General features: G+C 65.3%; 19 protein-coding genes. 9 read left to right on the plus strand and 10 right to left on the minus strand.

Going from position 1 to position 23,005, the window contains the following annotated elements; translation table 11 throughout:
* Window positions 1-924 precede the first annotated feature (924 nt).
* The gene (locus CF68_RS33695; RefSeq protein WP_035827598.1) at window positions 925-1,665 is read right to left on the minus strand and encodes a FadR/GntR family transcriptional regulator; all 741 of its coding nucleotides are present in this window, start codon (window positions 1,663-1,665) and stop codon (window positions 925-927) included.
* Between the two features lie 304 nt (window positions 1,666-1,969).
* Between CF68_RS33695 and uxuA the strand changes: the two genes are divergently transcribed.
* Both uxuA and CF68_RS33705 read left to right on the plus strand, forming a co-directional pair.
* Entirely contained in the window at window positions 1,970-3,010 is a 1,041-nt protein-coding gene (uxuA, locus tag CF68_RS33700) for a mannonate dehydratase (protein WP_035827600.1), read from the plus strand.
* 48 nt (window positions 3,011-3,058) lie between these two features.
* Window positions 3,059-4,078 (plus strand): tripartite tricarboxylate transporter substrate binding protein, encoded by a 1,020-nt coding sequence (locus tag CF68_RS33705; protein WP_035827602.1) that lies wholly within the window; start codon window positions 3,059-3,061, stop codon window positions 4,076-4,078.
* A 375-nt stretch (window positions 4,079-4,453) separates the two neighbouring features.
* Here the strand turns inward: CF68_RS33705 and CF68_RS39285 are convergent, their stop codons facing one another.
* A complete protein-coding gene (locus tag CF68_RS39285) occupies window positions 4,454-4,552 on the minus strand; it encodes a phosphotransferase (RefSeq protein ID WP_200872624.1) in 99 nt (32 codons plus the stop codon).
* Window positions 4,553-4,810: 258 nt separating this feature from the next.
* On the opposite strand from CF68_RS39285, the gene CF68_RS33710 reads away from it, so the two are divergent.
* Window positions 4,811-5,500, plus strand: a complete 690-nt coding sequence (locus CF68_RS33710) for a helix-turn-helix transcriptional regulator (RefSeq protein WP_035827604.1) — start codon at window positions 4,811-4,813, stop codon at window positions 5,498-5,500.
* 26 nt (window positions 5,501-5,526) lie between these two features.
* The gene (locus tag CF68_RS33715; RefSeq protein WP_010810742.1) at window positions 5,527-6,033 is read left to right on the plus strand and encodes a hypothetical protein; all 507 of its coding nucleotides are present in this window, start codon (window positions 5,527-5,529) and stop codon (window positions 6,031-6,033) included.
* 30 nt (window positions 6,034-6,063) lie between these two features.
* Here CF68_RS33715 and CF68_RS33720 read toward each other — a convergent pair whose 3' ends face one another.
* From CF68_RS33720 to CF68_RS33730, 3 genes are all read right to left on the minus strand, one after another.
* Window positions 6,064-6,996: a LysR family transcriptional regulator gene (locus CF68_RS33720; protein WP_035827606.1), complete on the minus strand. Its 933-nt coding sequence runs from the start codon at window positions 6,994-6,996 to the stop codon at window positions 6,064-6,066.
* Between the two features lie 72 nt (window positions 6,997-7,068).
* On the minus strand, window positions 7,069-8,154 hold the full coding sequence (locus CF68_RS33725; protein ID WP_035827608.1) for a Zn-dependent alcohol dehydrogenase: 1,086 nt from the start codon (window positions 8,152-8,154) through the stop codon (window positions 7,069-7,071).
* A gap of 88 nt (window positions 8,155-8,242) precedes the next feature.
* Window positions 8,243-9,919 carry a phospholipase D family protein gene (locus CF68_RS33730; RefSeq protein ID WP_035827610.1) on the minus strand — a complete coding sequence of 559 codons (1,677 nt, stop codon included), beginning with the start codon at window positions 9,917-9,919 and terminating at the stop codon, window positions 8,243-8,245.
* Between the two features lie 413 nt (window positions 9,920-10,332).
* On the opposite strand from CF68_RS33730, the gene CF68_RS33735 reads away from it, so the two are divergent.
* Complete coding sequence (locus CF68_RS33735; protein ID WP_035827612.1) at window positions 10,333-11,868, plus strand: amino acid permease; 1,536 nt, start codon at window positions 10,333-10,335, stop codon at window positions 11,866-11,868.
* Window positions 11,869-11,939: 71 nt separating this feature from the next.
* Complete coding sequence (locus CF68_RS33740) at window positions 11,940-13,616, plus strand: amidohydrolase (RefSeq protein WP_035827615.1); 1,677 nt, start codon at window positions 11,940-11,942, stop codon at window positions 13,614-13,616.
* Between the two features lie 102 nt (window positions 13,617-13,718).
* On the opposite strand, the gene CF68_RS33745 is transcribed toward CF68_RS33740, so the two are convergent.
* The gene (locus CF68_RS33745; protein WP_035827618.1) at window positions 13,719-13,982 is read right to left on the minus strand and encodes a type II toxin-antitoxin system RelB/DinJ family antitoxin; all 264 of its coding nucleotides are present in this window, start codon (window positions 13,980-13,982) and stop codon (window positions 13,719-13,721) included.
* Between the two features lie 205 nt (window positions 13,983-14,187).
* Between CF68_RS33745 and CF68_RS33750 the strand changes: the two genes are divergently transcribed.
* Window positions 14,188-16,350: a TonB-dependent siderophore receptor gene (locus CF68_RS33750; RefSeq protein WP_035827620.1), complete on the plus strand. Its 2,163-nt coding sequence runs from the start codon at window positions 14,188-14,190 to the stop codon at window positions 16,348-16,350.
* A gap of 56 nt (window positions 16,351-16,406) precedes the next feature.
* On the opposite strand, the gene CF68_RS33755 is transcribed toward CF68_RS33750, so the two are convergent.
* From CF68_RS33755 to CF68_RS33770, 4 genes are all read right to left on the minus strand, one after another.
* Window positions 16,407-17,384, minus strand: coding sequence for a tripartite tricarboxylate transporter substrate binding protein (locus tag CF68_RS33755; RefSeq protein ID WP_035827622.1), 978 nt, complete (start codon window positions 17,382-17,384; stop codon window positions 16,407-16,409).
* 83 nt (window positions 17,385-17,467) lie between these two features.
* Window positions 17,468-18,283: an enoyl-CoA hydratase gene (locus CF68_RS33760; protein ID WP_035827624.1), complete on the minus strand. Its 816-nt coding sequence runs from the start codon at window positions 18,281-18,283 to the stop codon at window positions 17,468-17,470.
* A complete protein-coding gene (locus CF68_RS33765; protein ID WP_035827627.1) occupies window positions 18,280-19,023 on the minus strand; it encodes a FadR/GntR family transcriptional regulator in 744 nt (247 codons plus the stop codon). Before CF68_RS33765 ends, CF68_RS33760 begins: the two co-directional genes overlap by 4 nt.
* Window positions 19,024-19,088: 65 nt before the next feature.
* Window positions 19,089-20,270 (minus strand): CaiB/BaiF CoA-transferase family protein, encoded by a 1,182-nt coding sequence (locus tag CF68_RS33770; protein ID WP_035827629.1) that lies wholly within the window; start codon window positions 20,268-20,270, stop codon window positions 19,089-19,091.
* Between the two features lie 307 nt (window positions 20,271-20,577).
* Between CF68_RS33770 and CF68_RS33775 the strand changes: the two genes are divergently transcribed.
* Window positions 20,578-22,101, plus strand: a complete 1,524-nt coding sequence (locus CF68_RS33775) for an NCS1 family nucleobase:cation symporter-1 (protein ID WP_035827631.1) — start codon at window positions 20,578-20,580, stop codon at window positions 22,099-22,101.
* 58 nt (window positions 22,102-22,159) lie between these two features.
* Window positions 22,160-22,894: an aspartate/glutamate racemase family protein gene (locus CF68_RS33780; RefSeq protein WP_010810757.1), complete on the plus strand. Its 735-nt coding sequence runs from the start codon at window positions 22,160-22,162 to the stop codon at window positions 22,892-22,894.
* The last annotated feature ends 111 nt before the right edge of the window (window positions 22,895-23,005 follow it).

Below are 23,005 nucleotides of genomic sequence, written 5' to 3' on the forward strand. Positions count from 1 at the left end.
ACCTCAACACACAAGAAATCTGACAGGCTCTCAGCCCCACTCGTTTGCGCTCTCAGCGAATGTCCGAGGTCAACGACTGACCTCAAACATAAAAGTTCTTGCAAGGACGTCGCTAAGTCACCGATATGTAAAGGCACCCTTTGCCGTTATTCACGAATAGTTCTTTCTGGACGTTTTACGACTCGACATTAATGCGCCTCCCGAATATTTGGGCCTCAAACGTCCGGTCGGCGTACCCCTGAGAGACCGTACAAGAAGAATGCCGCAAATGGCGAATGCTCGATGGCGCTCACGAACATGTTGCTTCGCCTTGCTGCGGCCTGCATGGGTATCTCACCCCGGAACTGGCGCGCCTCGAGTACGGGCCACAAAGAAATGTGCATTTCCTTACGTGAGCATATGTACTGGGTTATTCCAGACCATCCATCTTTGCTTAGAGATTGGAACAGGAATAACCTAATGAAGGATCTCCGCCGTTTCACGTTTTGAACCGCTTCGCGGTTGGGCAGCCAGGGCAGGAGATCGGCAAACGGTGCTCGTATTGGACACCGTCTGCGATGCGATCATCCGTCAGCCGTGGGGACGGGAGTTGGTATCAGGCCAGCGCGCCATCGGTGTAGACGTCACGGTTGCCGATGCTCGCTGTCAGGGCTGGCTGGACGGCCCCATTGCCCTAGCGGGTCGCAGGCCAATCTTGGGTCACCGCAGTTCGATGTGGTGGTGAACCTGATGCTGGACGCTCCCGCACTTGGTTAGTGGCGGCGCGCCATTCGTTTCCTGTGGGCGCCTACTTCGCCTACGTTGCAGCACACGGAAAAGCCGTTCCACTGGCTGCATGGTCTGGGTCACATGCAGCAGGGCGCGTTCGATGCGGCGCTGCATGGCACAGCGCTGCACTGATATTTATATCCCACGGACTATCCGTCAACGCCATGCCTGGGTGAACTCGCTTATTACCCTCTCCAGGTGGGTGCGCATCGCCTCCCGCGCCGCCGTCCCGTCACGCGCCATTACGGCCGCGAAGATCCGCTGATGGTCTTCCTGCGATGCTTCCCGCAGTCCAGTGGTATGGAAGTGTTCCTCAATCTTGCCCCACAGGGGATCGCTACGCCCGCTATCCCACAGTGCTGTGACCATGTGCAACAAGACTCTGTTGCCGGTCGATTCGGCAAGGCACAGGTGGAACTGGCGGTCCGCCACCTCGTTGGCTTGCTTGTCGTGCATGTGCTCGCGCATCAGGCTCAGGGCCGAGAACATGCGGTCAAGGTCGCTGTCCTTGCGTTCGCTGGCCGCCAAGCCGGCGACCTCCGATTCAATCAGCACCCGGGCTCGCAGCGATTCGATAGGCCCCGGCCGCCAGGGCAGTTCGAATGGCTCGGGGCTCGGCGCGGGCGAAGCCGCGCAGACGTAGATCCCCGAGCCGCCGCGCACTTCGACCAGCCCCTGGACCTCAAGCGCGATGATCGCCTCGCACACCAGGGTACGGCTGACGCTGAACCGCTCGGCTAGGGTGCGTTCGGACGGCAGTCGCATGCCGGCGGAAAACTCTCCGGATACGATCAGTGCATGCACCTGGCTGGCCAGGCTCAGGTAGGACCGGTCGCTGGCAGCAGGCGAGTTCTCAGCCTGCGGACGTGTTGCAAGATCACTTGTGGAATTTCGCATCGTAGGAAAGGCGGTGCCGCGCAATATCATCACTGGTTGACCACTTGAGTACCGCCCGGCGGGCAACTATCCGCTACTCGGCCGGCGCCAGTAATACGTGCACGGCGTAGGCGAGCAATATCTTGTTCACTCCATGGTAAACCATGAGGGAAAAACTGGGCGACCGGCTCACAATTGGTGAACCACATAAACTATTATGGCACACCAATACTGTTAGGCGGCCTGGTTCGTGACGGGCGCCGCTTCGGGAAGCTGGAAGCGCCACCTCCCCCGCCCCAGCCGTCATCAATTCAAGGAAGCCCTCATGAAGATGTCGTTCCGCTGGTTTGGCACGTCCGACCCGATCCCTCTCGAATACATCCGGCAGATCCCCGGCATGACCCATATCGTCTCGGCCATCTACGACGAACCCGTCGGCGAGGTATGGCCGCTGGACAAGATCCGTGCACTCAAGTCCACCATCGAGGCGGCGGGCTTGCAGTTCAAGGTCGTCGAGTCGGTTCCCGTCCATGAGGACATCAAGCTCGGCAAGCCGACGCGCGAACGGCTGATCGCCAATTACCAGCAGAACATCCGGAACCTGGCCGCCGCGGGCATCGAAGTCATCTGCTACAACTTCATGCCGGTGTTCGACTGGACCCGTACGGAACTGGCGAAGAAGCTCGATGACGGCTCGACCTGCCTTGCCTTCAGCACCAGGGAGGTAGAACAGATCGACGTCAGCCAGGGCATCGCCCTGCCCGGCTGGGATTCCAGCTACCAGCCAGAAGAGCTGCTGGCGCTGCTGGCCGAATACCGCGGCATCGACGAAGACCGGCTCTGGGAGCACCTGGAGCATTTCCTGCGCGCGATCATTCCCGTGGCGCAGGAATGCGGGATCAAGATGGCCATTCATCCGGACGATCCGCCGCGCCCCATCTTCGGGCTGCCGCGCATCGTCAAGAACCGCGACGACCTGACCCGCATCCTCAGGATCGTCGACACGCCGGCGAACGGCCTGACGCTGTGCTCGGGCTCGCTTGGCGCCGGCCCACAGAACAACGTCGAGGCGCTGGTGCGCGAATTCGGCGGTATGGGACGGATTCACTTCGCCCATATCCGCAACGTCAAGATCACTCCGGAAGGCGACTTCGAGGAGACCGCCCACCTGTCGAGCTGCGGGTCGCTGGATATCGCCGCGATCATTAAGGCGTACCACGAAGTCGGCTTCGAGGGCTATTTCCGCCCCGACCACGGCCGCATGATCTGGGGGGAAACCGGCAAACCGGGCTATGGCCTCTACGACCGCGCGCTCGGTGCCGTCTATATCAACGGGATGTGGGAAGCAATGGAGAAAACGGGCTGATACGTCGTGCACTGCAGCCCTGTAAAAAAACATAACTGGAGACATGTCATGGCAATCACCAAGCACTCTTTCGCGGCGTCGCGCCGTTCAGCGCTGATCCTGGGCATCGCGACGCTCGGCCTCGGCACTTTGACCGCAACGGCGTCCTGGGCTCAGACTGCCTGGCCGACCAAGCCGATTACCCTGCTGGTCGGATTTCCGCCCGGGGGACAGACCGATTTCGCAGGACGTGCCCTGCTAAACGGCTTACATAGCTCGCTCGGCCAGCCCGTGGTCATCGACAACAAGGCCGGCGTAAACGGCAACATCGCATCGGTAGAGGTACTGAGAGCCCCGCCGGACGGCAACAAGCTGCTGGTTGGCAACGGCTCGATGACGATCATGCCACACGTCTACACTAAGCTCGGCATCGTCGACCCGCAGAAGCTGACGCCGATCGGTGTGATGCTGCAGTCCCCGCTGGTCCTTGTCGTGCCTGCCAGTTCTCCCATCAAGACCTACGCACAGTTCGTCGAGGAGGTTAAGGCTCGGGACAAGGCGGGCAAGACTGTTGACTACGGATCGGGCGGCACCGGTGCGTTGCCGCATGTCACGATGGAACTGCTGCGCGAGCGCATGGGCGGCCCGAAGATGAACCATGTGCCTTACAAGGGCAGCAGCCCGGCGATGATCGACCTGATGGCTGGACGCCTGGATGCGATGTTCGATGCGACTTCGGTCGTCGCGCCTTTCATCAAGTCTGGCCAGCTGCGGCCGCTGATGGTCACCGGAGCAAAGCGCGTGGCAATGATCCCGGATGTGCCGACGGCTACCGAGAGCGGCATCAAAGACTTCACCATCATCTCTTTCATTGGCCTGTACGGGCCGCCCGGCCTGAGCCCGGACATCGTCAAGAAAGCCAACAGCGCCATGAATTCGGCGCTGAAGGATCCAACCGTCGTCAAGGGCATCGTTGACCGCGGTGACGAGCCGGGCGGAGGCACGCCGGAGCAACTCGGAACCCTGACCCGCACCCACTACAAGATGTGGGGCGACGTAGTGAAAGCAAACAACATCACGGCCGATTGAGGCAGCGCATGGCATGCCCGAGCAAAGCGTCCCGGTACCAGTAGTCGGGCGTGCCAAGCTGAAGTCTGCGCACAGTTGCAGCAGGCTATCCGCTTCGGGTATGAATTCCGGCATCAGTGCCTCCCTGTTGCCCGAGGGGCCGTCAGTGTCATGAAGTCCCACAGAGGTTCCTCAAGCCTTCGACCAATGGCGCTAAGTTCCAAGCTAGCCTGGCTGCCCCCTTCCGCCTTTGCAGAGCCACGCCTGGCACAAGCAATGGCCCACTTGAGATTGGCGAAAGCTTCCCAGAATCGAACTCGCTCGCGATCGACAGCGGCGCCCGAAACGGCTTCGTAGCCGGCGTAAAGTTCATCACGCGTACCGAGGCCACCGACCTCAAATGCCCCTCCAAAACGCCAACTTCGCATACAGAGCGCCAAGATCCTGCATCGGGTCCCCTATGCGAGCAATCTCCCAATCGAGGACACACCGCAATCCATCGGGTCCGACGATAAGGTTGTTGCGTCAGCTATTTGATTGCCCGCCTGGGGTACGTCCGCAGGCATTGTGGGCAGGAAGAATCGGTAGCTCTCTTCGCCACGTTCGTCGGCGCCGAGCACGACGGGGACAACGCGGTTCCGCCTTTATTCATGGGGAGTTGCGAGGCCCGGCCGACTAGCCGCTCACCCAGGACGGGTGCCTGTAAATGAATCTCCTATACTCCGCATGACACATTTCATCCGGAGCCAAACCATGGATTACACCCCCGGCATCAGCCACCTCGCCGCCCTGCTCGCCGACCCCGGCCGTGCGGCCATGCTGTGGGCGCTGATGGACGGCAGCGCCCGGCCCGCCGGCGAGCTGGCGCTGATCGCGGGGCTGTCGGCCTCTTCCACCAGCGGCCACCTGGCCCGGCTGGCCGAAGGCGGGCTGCTGGTGGCCGAGACGCGCGGGCGCAACCGCTACTACCGCCTTGCCGCGCCGGAGATCGGCGTGGCGATCGAGGCGCTGGCGTCGGCGTCGCTGGCCAGCCAGCCGCCGCGGCTGCGCGACGTGCCGGTATCGCGCACCGCGCCACCGGCGCTGCGCCAGGCGCGCACCTGTTATGACCACCTGGCGGGCGAGCTGGCCGTGGGCCTGTTCGAGCGGATGACGCATTCGGGCTGGCTGATGCTGGACGGACAGCGCGTAGACCTGAGCGGCGACGGCGCGCAGGCGCTGGCGGGGCTGGGCGTCGACGTGGAGGCGGCGCGGCGCAAGCGGCGCCAGTTTGGCTGCACCTGCCCGGACTGGAGCGAGCGCAAGCCGCACCTGGGCGGCGCGCTGGGCGCGGCGCTGTTGGGCAGCCTGCTGGCGCGCGGCTGGGTCGAGCCCACGCGCAACTCGCGCGCGTTGCGCGTGACACCGGCCGGCCAACGCGAGATCATGCGCATCGCGGCCTAGGAGACCGCAGCAAACGGAGAAAAAAGATGGCCACACCACTGGACGACGACACGCAGGACGCGATTGCGCGTTTCTTCGCCCTGATCAACCTTGGCGACAGCGCGCAGACCTCGGCGCAGCTGTCGATGTTTGAAGATGCCCTGCTCGATGCCGAGGACGATGACACCGATGGCCAGGAACTGCTGTGGGTGATCCGCGAGGTCATCGACTGGCAGTCCGGGTTCTTTGTCGACTGGAAGGATGCCCAGTCCTTTATCGGCTGCCTGAACCAGCTATGCGAACGGATCGACCTGGAGATCGACTGGGGCAGCGATGACCCCGAGGAAGAAGCCTTCCTGGAGACCACCAGCGTGCCGGAACTGATGGAGCTGGCGCACAACCAGTTGCGCGTGGCCGGCTATACGCTGTGGAACTGGGATACGGGCGGCGACGCCTACGGCGGCTGGATCACGCGCAGCGAGGACGACGAGGAAATGCTGGATCTTGCCGAAGTGCTGCACTTTGACGTGCGGCCGGCCGAGCAGCCTTATTGACCGATGCCTGCGAGCGGAGGCCCGCGGCAGCTAAGCGTTCTCCCTCCGCTTGCTGGCCGGGCGCCGCGCCTCCGGCACCCCCAGCGTCTGCTCCAGCACGTCCAGCAGCACCCGCACGCTGGCCGGCATCAGCTTGCGCGCCGGCATCAGCACGTAGACCTTCAGCGGCGATGAGGCATAGCCCGGCAGCACGCGCACCAGTTGCCCCTGCCCGACCGCATCCTGCACGAAGCGCGGCGACAGCCGCGTCACGCCCAGCCCGTCGAGCGCCGCCTTGAGCCGCAGCTCGGCGTTATGAGTGCAGATGCGCGGCTCGACATCCAGCCGTGCAATCTCGACGCCGTCGCGCAGGAACTCCCAGTGGCGGTCGTCGGCGTTGCCCAGCGTGGGCCACCCCTGCAGGTCCTGCGGCGTGCGCGGCAGCCCGCGCGCCTTGATCAGTGCCGGCGCGGCATAGAAGGCGCGTTCAACCAGGACCACGCGCTTGCTGGCGAACGAGGTGTCGTGCAGCGCGGTGTCGGTCATCACGAACGCGAGGTCGTAGCCGTGGCGGATCAGGTCGGGCTGGTCCCAGCTGACATCGACCTGCACGCGCAGGCCGGGGTGGGCGCGCAGCACGCGCGTCAGGCTTTCGGACAGATGCTGGGAGCCGACTTCATAGGGGGTGGAGATGCGCAGCAGGCCGCTGACTTCGGCGCTGTCCGAGGTGGCCTCGGCACTGATTTCATGGAGTTCGGCGAACAGCGGCGCCACGCGCTCATACAGGCGCTGGCCGCGTTCGGTCACGCGCACGCGGCGCGTGGTGCGCTCGAACAGGCGGATGCCAAGCTGGCTTTCCAGCCGCGCCACCGCGGCGCTGGCGGAAGATTTGGGTACCTCTGCCAGCTCGGCCCCCTGGGTGAAGCCGCCGCCTTCCACCACGCGGCAAAAAATCTCCCAGTCCTTCCATTCGATTGTCTTCATACGGCGCCTCGTCATTGCGGTGCGCCGCGATTGTCCCACAGCGCGAACCAATGGCGCTGTGGACTGCGGCCCTTAATCGAACAGGATCACCGAGCGCGCCAGCTCGCCGCGGCGCAGTTCGTCGAAGGCATCGTTGATGCGCTCCAGCGGCAGGCGCTGCGCGATCAGTTCGTCCAGGTGCAGGCGGCCGGCCATATAGAAGTCCACCATGCGCGGCATGTCCACCGGGAAGCGGTTGGAGCCCATCAGCGAGCCCTGGATGCGCTTCTCGCCCAGGAAATCGCTGCCCTTCAGTTCGATCTTGACGCCCGGCGCGATCATGCCGATGACCGTGGCGGTGCCGCCCCGGCGCAGCATGGCAAAGGCCTGCTCGGTGGTCTGCTTCAGGCCGATGGCCTCGAAGGCATGGTGCACGCCGCCGCCGGTGAGGGTGCGCACGGCGTCCGGCACGTCGGCATTGCCGGCGTCGATGACGTCGGTCGCGCCGAACCTGCGCGCCAGCTCCAGCTTGGCCGGCACGCGGTCGATGGCGATGATGCGCCCGGCGCCGGCGATGGCGGCGCTGTTGACCGTGGCCAGCCCGATGCCGCCGCAGCCGATCACGGCAACGGTCTCGCCCGGCTGCACCTTCGCCGTATGGATCACCGCGCCCATGCCGGTGGTGACCGCGCAGCCGATCAGCGCGGCTCGGTCCAGCGGCATGTCGCGCCGTATTGCCACCAGCGCGTGCTCATGGATCAGCATCTGCTCGGCGAATGCCGACAGGTTCAGGAACTGGTTCATCGGCCCGCCCTGGCGGGCCATCAGGCGCGGCTCTTCGCCTTCGCGGCGCCGGGTATCGGGCTCAATGCACAGCGACAGGTGGCCGGTCAGGCAGTGCTCGCAATGGCCGCAGTATGCTGACAGGCAGGTGATCACGTGGTCGCCGGGCTTGACCGTGCGCACTTCGGCGCCGACCTGCTCGACCACGCCCGCGGCCTCGTGGCCCAGGATCGCCGGCATCGGGTACGGGTAGGCACCGTCCAGGAAATGCAGGTCCGAATGGCACACGCCCACGGCGGCGGTGCGCACCAGCACCTCGCGCGGGCCGGGCTTGCCGATGGCAACGTCTTCGATCACCAGCGGGGTCTTGGGTTGATGCAGGACAGCGGCTTTCATGAGGCTCCTTTGCGGCAGGCAACGAAGCAGAAAACCATACGCCCAAACCCGGGTTCAGGAAAGGCGCGGCGCAGCACCGCAGCCAGGTTTACAGCTCTTCCTTGATCGGGAGCACGCGCAGCACGCCGATGCCCAGATGCTGCAGCGGGCCCATGCCGGGTTCGCTGTCATAGACCATGAGCTGCCCCTTCTCGCGCGTGGTCCAGGTCAGGCGCCGGTTGCCGCCGTCGCCATCGGTCTGCATGCCGACGCGGTAGGCCATGTCGAGCAGCCCGTGCTCGGTGGACTTGATCATGCGCTCGGCCAGCGCCGGGCTGTCCAGCACGACGCCCATCTCGGTATTGAGCTTGGCCGAGCGCGGGTCCATGTTGAGCGAGCCGATGAATACCAGGTGCCGGTCGACGATGTAGTTCTTGGCATGCAGGCTGGCGCGGCTGGATGACAGCCATGAGCGCGAGCGCGAACCGCGCGCGGCCTTGCCGCTGCTTGCCAGTTCAGCGTAGGCGCTGGGCTTGAGCTCGTACAGCTCGACGCCCGCGGCCACCAGCGCCAGCCGGTGCGGGGCATAGCCGGCATGCACCGGGCTGACATCGGTGGCGGCAAACGAGTTGGTCAGGATGCGCACGCGGATGCCGCGCTTTGCCATGGCGATCAGCCAGGCCTCGCCGTCGTCGTCCGGCACGAAGTACGGCGAGATCAGCAGCACTTCCTTCTGCGCGCCGTTGATCATTTTCTCGAGCCGGGCCGTGGCGTGCCCGGGGTCGTCGTCGGTCTGGTGCGTGATCTTGGCGGCCTTGTCGGAGACCACGACAGCCTTGCCGCTGTAGGCAGGCATGCGGCCGCTCTCGATGCCCTTGGCCAGGCCGGACTCCAGCAATTCCTTCACGTAGGGGCTGGCGACGGCCTGGTCGCCACGTGCTTCCAGGCCCTTGCGCAGGCTGCGCATCTCAACCGGCGCTTCCTTGCCTGCGGGGATCAGCGCCACCACCGGGTATGAGGACTCGTCGTTCCAGTATTCGTCGAACACGGCCGATACCTGCGGCACCGCCGGTCCGGCAATCAGCACGTCGAGGTCGCTGAAATCCATGTCGGTGCGCGCGGAGAAGTAGGCATCGCCGACATTGCGCCCGCCCAGCAGGGTCATCTGGTTGTCCACCGTCATTGACTTGTTGTGCATGCGCCGGTCCAGCCGCTTGAAGCCGGCCAGCATTTCCAGCCAGCGCACGCTGCGGTTGGCAAACGGATTGAACAGGCGCACCTCGATATTGGGATGCGAATCGATGGCCGACAGGATCTTGTCCATGCCGCCGGTATGCAAGTCGTCGAGCAGCATGCGCACGCGCACGCCGCGGTCGGCCGCGTCGATGATGTCGCCCAGCACGGCGGCGCCGGTGCCGGTGGTCTCGAAGATATAGGTCTGCAGGTCCAGGCTGCGCTGCGCCGCACGCGCCATCGCCAGGCGCGCAGCGAGCGCGTCGGGCCCGGACGACAGCGGATAGAACAGCGACTCGCCGGGGCGCTGCGCCAGGCGCGGCGCCAGCACCTTGCCCAGCGGGGTATCGGCGGTACTGGCCGGGGCGCTCGAGGGGGTGCGCTGCGCCGAGGCCGGCAGGCTGGCGCACCCTGCCAGCAGCCCGGCCGCCAGCGCGGACACCAGCATCAGCGCCGTCACCCGGCGCAGGCCCGGGCCGCGGCTGGCGCCCGCATGCCCCGCGGCACCGCGCGGCCGGGTATCGAACGGGACATGGCAGAACGTCTGGAACATCCGTGGGGTCCCCCTGCAGCGGGATGGGATGGGATGGGGCTGGCTCCGCGCGCCGGCCGGCATGCAGCGCCTGCTACTTCGCACGATATACCGCGCGCCGTGGCCGCGGCAGCGGTGCCATTCCTGTTCCACGCCGGGTGTTTGTCCTACACCTCATGCACAAGCAACTTGCCACGCGGCGGATGCGGCACACTGGGCGGTGCACGGCCCGCGCAGCGGCTTTCCCTGCACAGCGATTTCTCTTATGATGCCGCCCAATATACCGGCCGGTAGAACCGGGAGGAGGCACTGGCGGCGGGCCGCCGGGACCCATGCGGCTGGCGCTTCGGCGCAGCTTGCCGCCTCTCTGCGATGCCGGCATAGTTGCGCCCCTTCGCGCCTTTTGTCCTGGCGCGCGCCCAGACCGGATCCTGATGTCAAGCCAACCTTCCCAGCCCACCTCTTCCGGCGCCCCCGCGCCGACGCTGCGCCGCACCCTGCGGGCACGCCATCTCACCATGATCGCCATCGGCGGCTCGATCGGCACGGGGCTGTTCGTGGCCTCGGGTGCCACCATCGCGCAGGCCGGCCCCGGCGGCGCGCTGGCCGCCTATATCCTGATCGGGGCGATGGTCTATTTTCTGATGACCAGCCTGGGCGAGCTGGCGGCCTATATGCCGGTGTCGGGCTCGTTCGCCACCTATGGCGCGCGCTATGTCGATGAAGGCTTCGGCTTCGCGCTCGGCTGGAACTACTGGTACAACTGGGCGGTGACCATCGCGGTGGAACTGGCCGCGGCCCAGCTGGTGATGCAGTACTGGTTCCCCGACACGCCGGGCGTGCTGTGGAGCGCGCTGTTCCTGGGCCTGATGTTCCTGCTCAACGCGATCTCGGTGCGCGGCTTCGGCGAGGCCGAGTACTGGTGCGCGCTGGTCAAGGTGGTGACGGTGATCGCCTTTATCGGCATCGGCACGCTGATGATCTTCGGCATCCTGCGCGGCGACGTGTCGGCCACGCACGGACTGGCCAACCTGACCACCGGCGACGCGCCCTTCGTCGGCGGCCTGCCGGCGCTGATCGGCGTGGCCATGATCGCCGGCTTCTCGTTCCAGGGCACCGAGCTGATCGGCGTCGCCGCCGGCGAATCGGCCGATCCCGCCAAAAACATCCCGCGCGCGGTGCGCCAGGTGTTCTGGCGCATCCTGCTGTTCTATGTGCTGGCGATCCTGATCATCGGCATCCTGATACCCTACACCGACCCGAACCTGCTCAAGAACGATGTGCAGACCGTGGGGGTCAGCCCGTTCACGCTGGTGTTCCGCCATGCGGGCCTGGCCTTTGCGGCAGGCGTGATGAACGCGGTGATCCTGACCGCGGTGCTATCGGCTGGCAACTCGGGCATGTATGCCTCCACCCGCATGCTGTACAACCTGGCCACCGAAGGCCGCGCGCCGCGCATCTTTGCGCAGCTGACGCGCAACGGCGTGCCGCTGATGGCGCTGCTGGCCACCACCGCGGTGGGCGCGCTGTGCTTCCTCACCTCGCTGTTCGAAAGCAGGTCGGTCTACCTCTGGCTGCTGAACCTGTCCGGCATGACCGGATTTATCGCCTGGCTGGGCATTGCGGTCAGCCATTACCGCTTCCGCAAGGGCTTTGTCGCGCAGGGGCTGGACCTGGACCGGCTGCCTTACCGCTCGCCGTTCTTCCCCTACGGGCCGATCTTCGCCTTTGCGCTTTGCCTGATCGTGACGCTGGGGCAGAACTACCAGGCCTTCACCAGCGGCAAGATCGACTGGGTCAGCGTGGCTGCCACCTATATCGGCATCCCGATCTTCCTCCTGATCTGGCTGGGCTACCGCATTGCGCGCAAGACGCGCTTCGTGTCCTATGCCGAGATGCAATTCCCCGCCCTGCCGGCCAGAAGCGATGCCGCCATTGGGCACGCCGCCGTGCCGGCAACCGGTGAATAAGCGCCATTCCCGGGCGCTTCAAAGCCAGCAGTACACAAAAGCAAGAAAGCACAACAACAAGGAGCATCGCTTTGAAGAAAGCAATCCGCATGAGCATGCTGGCGCTTGGCGCCGGCATGGCACTGAGCCTGTCCGCGCAGGCCGCGCCGACGCTGGTGGAATCGGTGCAGGGCTACACCCTGAAGCAGGACAAGATCACCAGCTTCACCGGCATGGTGTTCGACCAGGGCAAGGTGCTTGCCACCGGCGACGCCGCCGCGCTGCGCGCGCAGTACCCCGATGCCAGACGCATCGACGGCCAGGGCAAGACCCTGCTGCCGGGCCTGATCGACGCCCACGGCCATGTGTTCCGCCTAGGCTTCAAGACCACCGAGATCTCGCTGTCGGGCACCAAAACGCTGGCCGAGGCGCAAGGCATGATCCGCGCCTATGGCGACAAGAACCCGCAGCGCAAGTGGCTGCTGGGCTATGGCTGGAACCAGGTGAACTGGAAGCTGGGCCGCTTCCCGACCGCGGCCGAGCTGGACGCGGCGGTGCCGGACCGCCCGGTGCGGCTGGTGCGCGTGGACGGCCACGCCGCGTGGCTCAACACCAAGGCGCTGCAGGCCGCCGGCATCACGCGCGACACCAAGGACCCGGCCGGCGGGCGCATCGAACGCGATGCCAACGGCAACCCCACCGGCGTGCTGGTCGACAAGGCCATGGCGCTGGTCAACAGCGTGATCCCGCCGTACAGCGACGACGACCGCCGCGCCGCACTGGCCGCCTCGCTGGCGCACATGAACGCGCTCGGCCTGACCGCCGCGGGCGACGCCGGCGTGACCGTTGCCGAAGACAAGATCTACCGCGAGTTCGCCGACCAGGGCAAGCTGACCACGCGCATCTACGGCATGATCCGCGACACCGGCGACGACTTCAAGGCGCTGTCGGCCAAGGGGCCGCTGGTGGGCTATGGCAACGACCGCTACTACCTGCGCGCGGTCAAGCTGTATGGCGACGGCGCACTGGGCAGCCGCGGCGCCGCGCTGATGGCACCGTACTCGGACGACCACGTGCACAGCGGCCTGCTCTTCATGAGCGATGCCGCCATGCAGACCGCGGTCAAGGCCGCGATCAAGGCCGGCTACCAGGTCAACATCCACGCCATCGGCGATGCCACCAACCACCAGGTGCTGGATGCCATGGAAGCGGCCTACAAGGACGTGGGCGGGCGCCAGCTGCGTAACCGCGTCGAGCACGCGCAGGTGATCGCGCTGTCGGACATCCCGCGCTTCAAGACGCTGGACCTGATCGCCTCGATGCAGCCCACGCACGCCACCAGCGACATGAACATGGCCGAAGACCGCGTCGGCAAGGACCGCATCAAGGGCGCTTACGCCTGGCAGACGCTGCTCAAGCAAGGCACCGTGATCGCGGGCGGCTCGGACTTCCCGGTGGAATCGGCCAACCCGTTCTACGGCCTGCACGCCGCGGTCACCCGCACCGACCATGAAGGCCGCCCGATCCGCGGCTGGCATCCGGAAGAGGCCATGACCCTGCCGCAGGCATTCCGCGCCTTCACGCTGGACGCGGCCTATGCCGAGCACCAGGAGAAGACGCTGGGCTCGCTCGAAGCCGGCAAGTGGGCCGACTTCATCCTGGTCGACCAGGACCTGTTCAAGGCCAAGCCTGCCGACATCTGGAAGACCCAGGTGCTGGAGACCTGGGTGGCGGGTGAGCGGGTGTATGTGAAGGACGGCAAGCGCTGAGCGTTTGCCCGGCATCCCGCGCGTACGCGGTGAATCTCACCCGCTAGCCATGGCTAGCGCTCCCCTCTCCCACACGCGGGAGCGGGGAGCTGACAGACCGCATCAGTCGCCAGCACGACAGAGATCGGCCCTCAGATCCTCCAGCGACTCAAGCCTGCGCAACCCGCCGGCCCGCGCTTCCCTCAGCGCAGCAATAGTCGCCGCATTTGGCGTCATCAACGCCAAAGGCAACGCCTTGTCGGTCGCTATGCGCGTCAACAGCATGCGCACTGCGTCGGACACCGTCAGGCCCATCGCTTCCAGCGCGGCAGAAGCCTCTTCCTTGGTTCGCAGGTCAATCCGGACACGAATGTTCGACATGGCCATGGCAGGCTCCAGCAGTCGATAGGGAGTCAGGGAGCCTAGCGCGAACCGGCTACGCCAGCCACCGTTGCTTTCACCGCGACACCCCTTCCCACACCTTGACCCCCGCAACGAGCGTAGGCATCATTCGGTCTTTTCCTAAATGCGAATAATTCGCATTTGTATCTACATTTACATACAGGCCCGCCTGTCTCTTGCTGGTCCCCTCATGAGCCGCCAAGTCATTCGCGTCGCGCGCCTGCGCGCACCCAAACCCCGCCATCTCGCCGTGCTGGCGCAACTGGCCGTTCTGGCCGGCTTCCCGGCGACCGTCGCGCTGGCGCAGCAAGCCGCGGCGCCAGCGGATGCGCAGTCGCTGCCCGCGGTGACCGTCAGCGCCTCGGCGGTCGACGATTCCGGCCTGCAGCTTGAGAAAAAGGCCAGCACCGGCGCGCTGGGCTCGCGCACGCAGCTCGACACCCCGTACTCCACCACCATCGTCACCGGCGAAGACCTGGCCGACCGCCAGGTGGCCAAGCTGGGCGATGTGTTTGCCATGGATGCGTCGGTCAGCGACAACGGCAACGGCTACAACAGCTGGTCCAGCTACCTGAGCGTGCGCGGCCTGCAGATCGACTGGCAGAACGGCTTCAAGATCAACGGGCTGCCGTTCGTGGCCTACGGCATCACGCTGCCCTACGAGCACATGGAGCAGGTGGAACTGCTCAAGGGGCTGCCGGGCTTCATGTACGGTTTTGCCACCCCGGGCGGCATCGTCAACTACGTCACCAAGAAGCCGACCGACACCTACACCGCCTCGTTCGAACTGGGCTACCGCGCCGCCAATGTCTGGAGCGAGCACGTCGACCTGGGCGGGCGCGCCGGCCCGAACAGTATGTTCGGCTACCGCCTGAACGTGACGCACGAGGAAGGCACGCCCTACAACGCGCGCAATATCAAGCGCGACAGCGTCTCGCTGGGCCTGGATGCGCGCCTGACCAGGGACCTGACCTGGACCTTCGACTCGATCTACCAGGACCGCCGCGCCACTGGCCAGATGCCGTCGTTCAGCCTGTGGAGCTACGGCGACACGGCCCTACCGGCCGCGGTGTCCGGCCGCATCCGCAACTTCGCCGGTGCCGACCAGCACCTGAACACCAACCTGCAGCTGTACAGCACCGGCCTGCGCTACCAGATCAATCCGGACTGGGCGGTCAGCACCAACTACAGCTTCACCAAGGTCAACCGCAGCCGCAACGAAAGCACCTACAACCTGCTGAACCAGGCCGGCGACTACAGCGACCAGCGCTACGACACCGCGCAGAACCAGCAGGTGGGGCAATGGCAGGCGATGCTGGAAGGCAAGTTCCGCACCGGGCCGTTCGGGCACCAGCTGGTGGCGGGCCTGTCGTGGCAGAAGCAGATCGACCGCTATGACAACAACGGCTTCGGCGCCGTCATCGGCACCGGCAACATCTTCGAGCCCAACACCAACACGTACTACAGCTCGACCGCATTCAACAAGGTGCGCAACAGCGAAATTACGCAGAAGTCGGTGTTCGCCAGCGACACCGTCCAGCTGAGCGAGCGCTGGTCGGTGCTGGCCGGCCTGCGCGTGACCAACTTCGAGCAGAACGGCTACGTGCCGGTGAGCTCCAGCTACAGCAAGAACGGCGTGGTCACGCCCACGCTGGCGCTGATGTTCAAGCCGGTGCCCACGGCCACCGTCTACGCCAGCTACGTGGAAGCGCTGGAGCCCGGCTCGATCGTGCCGGATGGCTACACCAACGCACGCCAGCTGCTCAGCCCGATCCGCAGCAAGCAGTATGAGATCGGCGTCAAGGCCGACCAGGCCGCCTGGAGCGCCACCGCCGCCGCCTTCCGCATCGAGCGCGGCGCGGAGTACGACAGCATCAACGGCGGCGTGCCGACGCGCCAGCAGGACGGCACCTCGATCTACCAGGGGCTGGAGCTGGCCGGCGTGTACCGGCTGGGCTCGCAGTGGGAATTCGGCGCGAGCGCGATGTACCTGGACTCGTACTACGACAAGGGCCTGGCCAACGATGGCAAGCGCGTCGCCGGTGCGCCTGACCTGGTGCTGGCCGGACGCATCAGCTACCGCGTGCCGTTCGTGCCGGGCCTGCGCCTTGGTGTCGATGGCAAGTACACCGGCAATACCAAGCTGAACGCGGGCAATACGCTGGAGGCCGGCGGCTACACGGTGTTCAATCTCGGCGCGAGCTACAACACCCGTGTCGCCGGCAAGGACCTGACGCTGCGCGCCGCGCTGAACAACGTGACCAACAAGCGCTACTGGGGCTTCCAGTACGAGAACTACATCCAGCCGGCCGATCCGCGCAGCGTGAGCCTGACGGCGAAGATTGCTTATTGAGATTGGCCGGACCGCAAGGCCGCCCGCAGAAGCCCCGCTTCCGCAGGCGCCTGCCTTCAGTCAACCTTGACGTTCAGGTCTTTCACGACGCCAGCCCATTTGGCAAGCTCGGCGTTGACGAAGCGGCTGAGCTCGACCGGGGTGCTGCTGGCCGGCGTCGCCCCTTCCCCGTTGAAGCGCTGAATAAGCTTCGGCGATGCCAGTGACCTGGCGACGGCCCGGTTCAGCGCATCGATCACCGGCTGGGGCGTATTCTTCGGTGCCAGCAGTGCATTCCAGGTATTGATCTCGAAGCTGCCGAAGCCCGGCACTTCACGCATGGCGGGAACATCCGGCAGCTGCGGCGACCGCTCCCTGGTGGTCACGGCGATGGCGCGCAGCCTGCCGGCCTTCACCTGCGGCAGGGCGCCAGGCAGCGTGGCGAAGCTCAGTTGCGTCTCGCCGGCGATCACCGAAGTATTGGCAAGCGCGCCGCCCCGATACGGCACATGCACCAGCTTGGCATTGGCGCTCTGGGCGAACATCGCGCCGGCCAGGTGGACCGGCGAACCGTTGCCGCTGGATGCGTAGTTCAGCTCTCCCGACTTCTTCCGGGCCAGCGTCACCAGGTCAGGCACGTTCCTGGCGGGCAGGTTCGGGGTCGTGATCAGCACGAGCGGGATCGAGGCGACCATGCTGATGGGCGCAAAGCCGCTGACCGGCTCGTAGCCCAGCGTTTTCTTGTACAGGGCTGGGTTGATGCCATGGCTCGACACGGTTGCCATGAACAGCGTATAGCCATCCGGCGCCGACTGCTGCACATAAGCGGCGGCGGCATTGCCGGCCGCGCCGGGCTTGTTCTCGATGATCACCGACTGCTTCAGCTCGCTGGCCAGTTGTTCGGCCAGCGCCCGCGCCAGGATGTCGGTGGTGCCCCCGGCCGCATAGCCCACCACGATACGGATGGGCTGTTGCGGATATTGGGCCGCTGCGTGCCCTGCCAGGCCCAGGCCGGCCACGGCCATTGCGAGGACAAGCCTCTGCTTCGTGTTCATGCCATGTCTCCTCTCTTTTGTATGTGTCCCCACGTCATGCGTGGCGGTATTGCCGGTATTCCCGGATCTCCGGGATGTAGCGCTTATTGGCCCTTGAAGGCGGGGCTGCGCTTTTCGGCGAAGGCGCGCTTGCCCTCGCGGTAATCGTCGCTGGCGAAGCACTGCATGACGAGCTGCTGCATGCCCGCGATATCGACCTCCGGGCCCAGCTGCTGCAATTGACGAATCATGCGTTTGCCGGCGCGCAGCGTGAGGGGCGCGTTGGCGGCAATCTGGTCCAGGCGCGTCTGCAGCGCCGTGTCGAGGTCGGCCGCATCGGTCACGTGATGGACCAGGCCAAGGGCCTTGGCGTCGGCCGCCGAATAGCGGTTGGCGGTCAGGAAGATTTCGAGCGCATTGGCGGCGCCGACCGTGCTGACCAGATTCCGGATCGCAGTGAGCCGGTAGCCCAGGCCGAGCTTGCCGGCCGGGATGGCGAAGGTGCTGTCGGACGACGCGATCCGGATATCGCAGCACAGGGCGATATTCAGGCCGCCGCCGATGCAATAGCCCTTGATCCTGGCGAGGGTCGGCTTGGCGTAGTCGTAGAGTGCCAGCTGGGCGGCCTCGGCCACTTGCTCATAGGCCGCGACGGCCTCTTCGCCGGAGCGCAGGTTGTCGAACTGCGCGATGTTCGCCCCGCTCACGAAGGCGCGCTCTCCGGCGCCGGTCAGCACTACCGAGCGCACTTCGTCGTCCTGCTCGAACGCTGCGAGCGCCTTGGGCAATGCCGCCCACATGTCGAACGAGACGGCGTTGTGGCGGCCAGGGTCGTTGAAGGTAATCCAGCCGGTGCGGCCGCGTTTTTCCACCAGCAGGGTATCGGTAATCTCTTCTTGCAGTATGCGTGTCGTGGTCATGTTGTCTTTCCGGGCGCGCGGGCCTTGTGTCTTTCAATGCCGTTGGTCAAGTGGTAGCGCATGGCGGCGCGCGCCTGGTCGGCGTTCCCCGCGGCAATGGCGTCGAAGATCGCGTGGTGCTCCTGCTCGACTTCCGCGATGCGCGTGGTCCCGGTCGAGGTGGAACGCAGCGTGCGCACGGAGTCGTGGAGCACATGGCTCAGATGCGCCATCAAGCGGATGAAGTACGGGTTGTTGGTCGCGTTGCCCACCGCGAGGTGGAAATCGAGTGCGGTGTCCGCGCCCTTTTCCCAGTCTCCGCCCGCTTCATCGACCTTGGCCAGCGCCAGTCGCAACGCCTCCAGCTGCTCGGGCGTGCGGAACCGCGCCGCCAGCGCGGCGGCGCCTGATTCGATCTCGAGACGCAGTTGGAAGACATGCTCCAGCGCATCCTCATGCAACAGTTCGTCGGTGACGATCTCGAAGTTGCGCTGCCCGATGCCCTGCGCCACGAACGTGCCGGTGCCGCGCCGGGTTTCAACGTAGCCTGCCAGCTTCAGGCGCGCGATGGCCTCGCGCACGACATTGCGGCTCACGTCGAACGCGGTGGCCAGCTCGTTCTCCGTGGGCAGCTGCTGCCCGTGGGCCAGGGTGCCGTCCAGGATGCGCTGGCGGATCTGGTGCGCGATCTCGTCGGGCAGGTTGTCCGGCCGGCGCAGGCTCGTGAATCCGCGAATCTCCATGCCAAGTTGGGCCTTCATCAGAATCTCCGTCATGTCCGTGGCCCCGGAAGCGGGGCAATCATGGCGGATATGGTAGCGCCCAATCAGATGACTCCCTGCGCCGTGAGCGCTTCGATCCGGGCCGGATCCAGGCCGAGCAGCGAACGGTACACGTCGTGGTTGTGCTCACCGCTCTCCGGTGCCGGCGCCAGTTGGCCCAGCGAGGTCCGGCTCAGGATCACCGGCTGGCCGACCACGGAGATCGTGCCCAGCCTGGGGTGCTCGATGGGCTGGCTCATGCGCAGATGTTCGACCTGCGGATCGGCGAAGGCCTCGTTCATGCTGAGGATGGGGCCGCACGGCACTCCTTCGCGATTCATGCGGCCGATCCATTCCTCGGTGGTGCGGGTGCGGGTGCGCTCGGCGATCGCGGCGTTCAGCGCCGGACGATTGCGGGCACGCAACGGCACCGTCAGGAAGCGCTCGTCGGCGATGAGTTCAGGCACCTCAAGCACCTTGCACAGCCGCGCGAAGATGTCGTTGCCCATGGCGGCGATATTCATGTAGCCTTCCTGCGTCGGGAACACGCCGGTCGGGCTGCTGGTGGGATGATCGTTGCCGCTCTGGCCCGGCACCTCGCCATTCATCAGCCAGCGCATGGCCTGGAAGTCCATCATCCAGAGCTGCGATTGCAGCAGGGAGGTCTGCACCCACTGGCCCTGGCCGGACACTTCGCGTTCCAGCAGCGCCACCATCAGGCCAATCGCGCAGAACAGGCCGGCGGTCAGGTCCGCAACGGGTATCCCCGCCCGCATCGGTCCGCGCCCGGGTTCGCCCGTGACCGACATCATCCCGGAGATCCCTTGCGCGATCTGGTCCAGGCCCGGGCGCTCGTGGTACGGACCATCTTGCCCGAACCCCGATACGCTGCCATAGACGATGCGCGGATTGACCTTGCGCAGCGACTCATAGTCGATGCCCAGCTTGAACTTCACGTTGGGCCGGTAGTTCTCCACCACCACATCGGCCTTGCGCACCAGCCCCAGGAACAGCGCGCGCCCCTCCGGATGCTTGAGGTTGAGCGTAATGCTCTGCTTGTTGCGATGGGTGTTCTGGTAGTCGGCAAACTGCGCCGAACCGCCCGGCTTGTCATCGGGCGCCTGGCCCGGCTCTTCGATCTTGATGACGGTCGCCCCCCAGTCGGCGAACTGGCGCACGGCGGCCGGACCGGAGCGCACGCGCGTGAGGTCGAGTACGGTGAATCGGGAAAGCGGACCATGCCCCACAGTTGTCTCCAATTTTGTCTCTTTGCCAGGCCATCTACAGATGGGATGTTGGACATCCTATATTCAGGATCCGCACGAATCAAGCCAGGGGTAAACCCGTTGAGGACATCCGAGATTGGGCGAGAGGACTTCAGGGAAAGCGAATGTTGACAATCACGAATCCGTGATCTACAACATCGTCTACACACATAATCAATTTTGTAGACAATTTTGTAGTCAATAAAGCAGCTTTCCATCGGCGCACACCAAAGAGCCAAACGGCCGCATGTCGCCTATCGTCAAGACACACATCTGCCAGGAGACTCAGATGATGCAAACGACCGCAACGCCCACCGACGCACCGCAGGTGCAGGCGGGGCATGCCGCACACGGCAACGCCCTGATCAAGCCGGGCTATGACGAACGCCTGACCAACGAGGACCTGGCGCCGCTGCGCAAGCAGACCTGGGGCACCTACAACATCTTTGCCTTCTGGATGTCGGACGTGCACAGCGTGGGCGGCTACATCACTGCCGGCAGCCTGTTCGCGCTGGGGCTGACCAGCTGGCAGGTGCTGGTGTCGCTGCTGGTCGGCATCCTGATCGTGCAGTTCTTCTGCAACCTGGTGGCCAAGCCCAGCCAGGTGACCGGCACACCCTATCCGGTGATCTGCCGGGCCTCGTTCGGCGTGCTCGGCGCCAACATCCCGGCGGTGATCCGCGGGCTGATCGCAGTGGCCTGGTACGGCATCCAGACCTACCTGGCTTCCAGCGCGTTCCTGCTGCTGGCGCTGCACTTCTTTCCCGCGCTGGCGCCGTATGCCGACGTGAAGCTGCACGGCTTTGCCGGGCTCTCCACGCTGGGCTGGGGCGCATTCATGGTGCTCTGGGTGCTGCAGGCGCTGGTGTTCTGGACCGGCATGGAGACCATCCGCAAGTTCATCGACTGGGCCGGCCCGGCGGTCTACGTGGTGATGATCGCGCTGGCGATCTGGCTGGTGAACAAGGCCGGCTGGGAGAACGTCAATTTCACGCTGAGCTTCGTCAAATACAGCGGCTGGGAAGCGGTGCCGGTGATGCTGAGCGCGATCGCGCTGGTGGTGTCGTATTTCTCCGGCCCGATGCTGAACTTCGGCGACTTCTCTCGCTATGCCAAGGACTTCAAGTCGGTCAAGCGCGGCAATTTCTGGGGCCTGCCGGTCAACTTCCTGGGCTTCTCGCTGCTGACCGTGATCACGACCTCGGCCACGCTGCCGGTGTTCGGCAAGCTGATCACGGACCCGGTGGAGACCGTCAGCCATATCGACAGCACCTTCGCCATGCTGCTGGGCGCGTTCACCTTCATGACCGCCACCATCGGCATCAATATCGTCGCCAACTTTGTTTCGCCGGCATTCGACTTCTCCAACGTCTCGCCCAAGCACATCAGCTGGCGCACCGGCGGCATGATCGCGGCCGTGGCGTCGATCTTCATCACGCCGTGGAACCTGTACAACAACCCGGCGGTGATCCACTACACGCTGGACGTGCTGGGCGCCTTCATCGGCCCGCTGTTCGGCATCCTGATTGCTGACTACTACCTGGTGCGCCGCCAGCATGTCGACGTCGACGACCTGTACACGCTGAACCCGCGCGGCCGCTACTGGTACCGCAACGGCTTCAACCCGGCGGCGGTGGCCACCATGATCCCGGCGGCCATCATCCCGATCCTGTGCGTGGTAGTGCCGGCCTGGCAGTCCGCGGCCAACTACAGCTGGTTTATCGGCATGGGCATTGCGCTGGTGCTGTACCGGCAACTGGCGCCGCGCATGATGCCCGGCCACTTCGGCAGCCGCGCCGCCAGCCAGGCCTGATCTCCGGAACCATTCTTTCGACTGCACGATTTCGACCGCACTTAGCAGAGCCGCGCCCATGAAGCTGAAGATCATCAACCCCAATACCACCCAGAGCATGACCGACAAGATCGGGCAGTGCGCCGTCGCCGTGGCGGCACCGGGCACGCGCATCAGCGCGGTCAGCCCGCGCATGGGACCGGCTTCCATCGAAAGCCACTATGACGAAGCCCTGTCCGTGCCCGGCATCCTCGATGAAATCCTGGCCGGCGAACAGGAAGGCGTGGACGGTTACGTCATTGCCTGCTTCGGTGACCCCGGCCTGTACGCCGCCCGCGAGGTGGCGCGCGGACCGGTGATCGGCATCGCCGAGGCCGCCATGCATATGGCCAGCGTGGTCGGCAGCAGCTTCAGCGTGGTGACCACGCTGGCGCGCACCTGCAATATCGCCTGGCACCTGGCCGAGCGCTACGGCATGAAACGCTTCTGCAACAACGTGCGCGCCTGCGACCTGCCGGTGCTGGAACTGGAGCGCCCGGGCTCGGACGCGCGCCGCATCATCACCGAGGCCTGCCGCCAGGCGCTGGTTGAAGACCGCAGCGAATGCATCGTGCTGGGCTGCGCCGGCATGACCGACCTGTGCGACGAGATCGCCGACGCCATCGGCGCGCCGGTGATCGACGGCGTGGTGTGCGCGGTCAAGATGGCCGAGGCGCTGGTCTCGGTGCGCCTGGGCACCAGCAAGCGCGGCGACTGGGCGCGGCCGCTGCCCAAGGCGTATGCGGGCATGCTGGCCCCTTATGCGCTGAACTGAACCTTATGACTTCCCGACCCATTTCCGACTCCACCACCATGCTCCAGTCCCGCTATCCACGCGATCTCATCGGTTACGGCGCCCGGCCGCCGCACGCCCGCTGGCCGGGCG

The sequence above is a fragment of the Cupriavidus sp. SK-4 genome, from assembly GCF_000611125.1.
GTDB classification, from domain to species: domain Bacteria; phylum Pseudomonadota; class Gammaproteobacteria; order Burkholderiales; family Burkholderiaceae; genus Cupriavidus; species Cupriavidus necator.

What these genes read in the sequence shown, in the direction of transcription:
- CF68_RS33755 (WP_035827622.1), bottom strand. Translation starts at nt 17,384, where the DNA reads ATGAACACGAAGCAGAGGCTTGTCCTCGCAATGGCCGTGGCCGGCCTG.
- uxuA (WP_035827600.1), top strand. Translation starts at nt 1,970, where the DNA reads ATGAAGATGTCGTTCCGCTGGTTTGGCACGTCCGACCCGATCCCTCTC.
- CF68_RS33720 (WP_035827606.1), bottom strand. Translation starts at nt 6,996, where the DNA reads ATGAAGACAATCGAATGGAAGGACTGGGAGATTTTTTGCCGCGTGGTG.
- CF68_RS33765 (WP_035827627.1), bottom strand. Translation starts at nt 19,023, where the DNA reads ATGAAGGCCCAACTTGGCATGGAGATTCGCGGATTCACGAGCCTGCGC.
- CF68_RS33730 (WP_035827610.1), bottom strand. Translation starts at nt 9,919, where the DNA reads ATGTTCCAGACGTTCTGCCATGTCCCGTTCGATACCCGGCCGCGCGGT.
- CF68_RS33735 (WP_035827612.1), top strand. Translation starts at nt 10,333, where the DNA reads ATGTCAAGCCAACCTTCCCAGCCCACCTCTTCCGGCGCCCCCGCGCCG.
- CF68_RS33715 (WP_010810742.1), top strand. Translation starts at nt 5,527, where the DNA reads ATGGCCACACCACTGGACGACGACACGCAGGACGCGATTGCGCGTTTC.
- CF68_RS33705 (WP_035827602.1), top strand. Translation starts at nt 3,059, where the DNA reads ATGGCAATCACCAAGCACTCTTTCGCGGCGTCGCGCCGTTCAGCGCTG.
- CF68_RS33695 (WP_035827598.1), bottom strand. Translation starts at nt 1,665, where the DNA reads ATGCGAAATTCCACAAGTGATCTTGCAACACGTCCGCAGGCTGAGAAC.
- CF68_RS33750 (WP_035827620.1), top strand. Translation starts at nt 14,188, where the DNA reads ATGAGCCGCCAAGTCATTCGCGTCGCGCGCCTGCGCGCACCCAAACCC.
- CF68_RS33725 (WP_035827608.1), bottom strand. Translation starts at nt 8,154, where the DNA reads ATGAAAGCCGCTGTCCTGCATCAACCCAAGACCCCGCTGGTGATCGAA.
- CF68_RS33745 (WP_035827618.1), bottom strand. Translation starts at nt 13,982, where the DNA reads ATGGCCATGTCGAACATTCGTGTCCGGATTGACCTGCGAACCAAGGAA.
- CF68_RS33760 (WP_035827624.1), bottom strand. Translation starts at nt 18,283, where the DNA reads ATGACCACGACACGCATACTGCAAGAAGAGATTACCGATACCCTGCTG.
- CF68_RS33775 (WP_035827631.1), top strand. Translation starts at nt 20,578, where the DNA reads ATGATGCAAACGACCGCAACGCCCACCGACGCACCGCAGGTGCAGGCG.
- CF68_RS33780 (WP_010810757.1), top strand. Translation starts at nt 22,160, where the DNA reads ATGAAGCTGAAGATCATCAACCCCAATACCACCCAGAGCATGACCGAC.
- CF68_RS33710 (WP_035827604.1), top strand. Translation starts at nt 4,811, where the DNA reads ATGGATTACACCCCCGGCATCAGCCACCTCGCCGCCCTGCTCGCCGAC.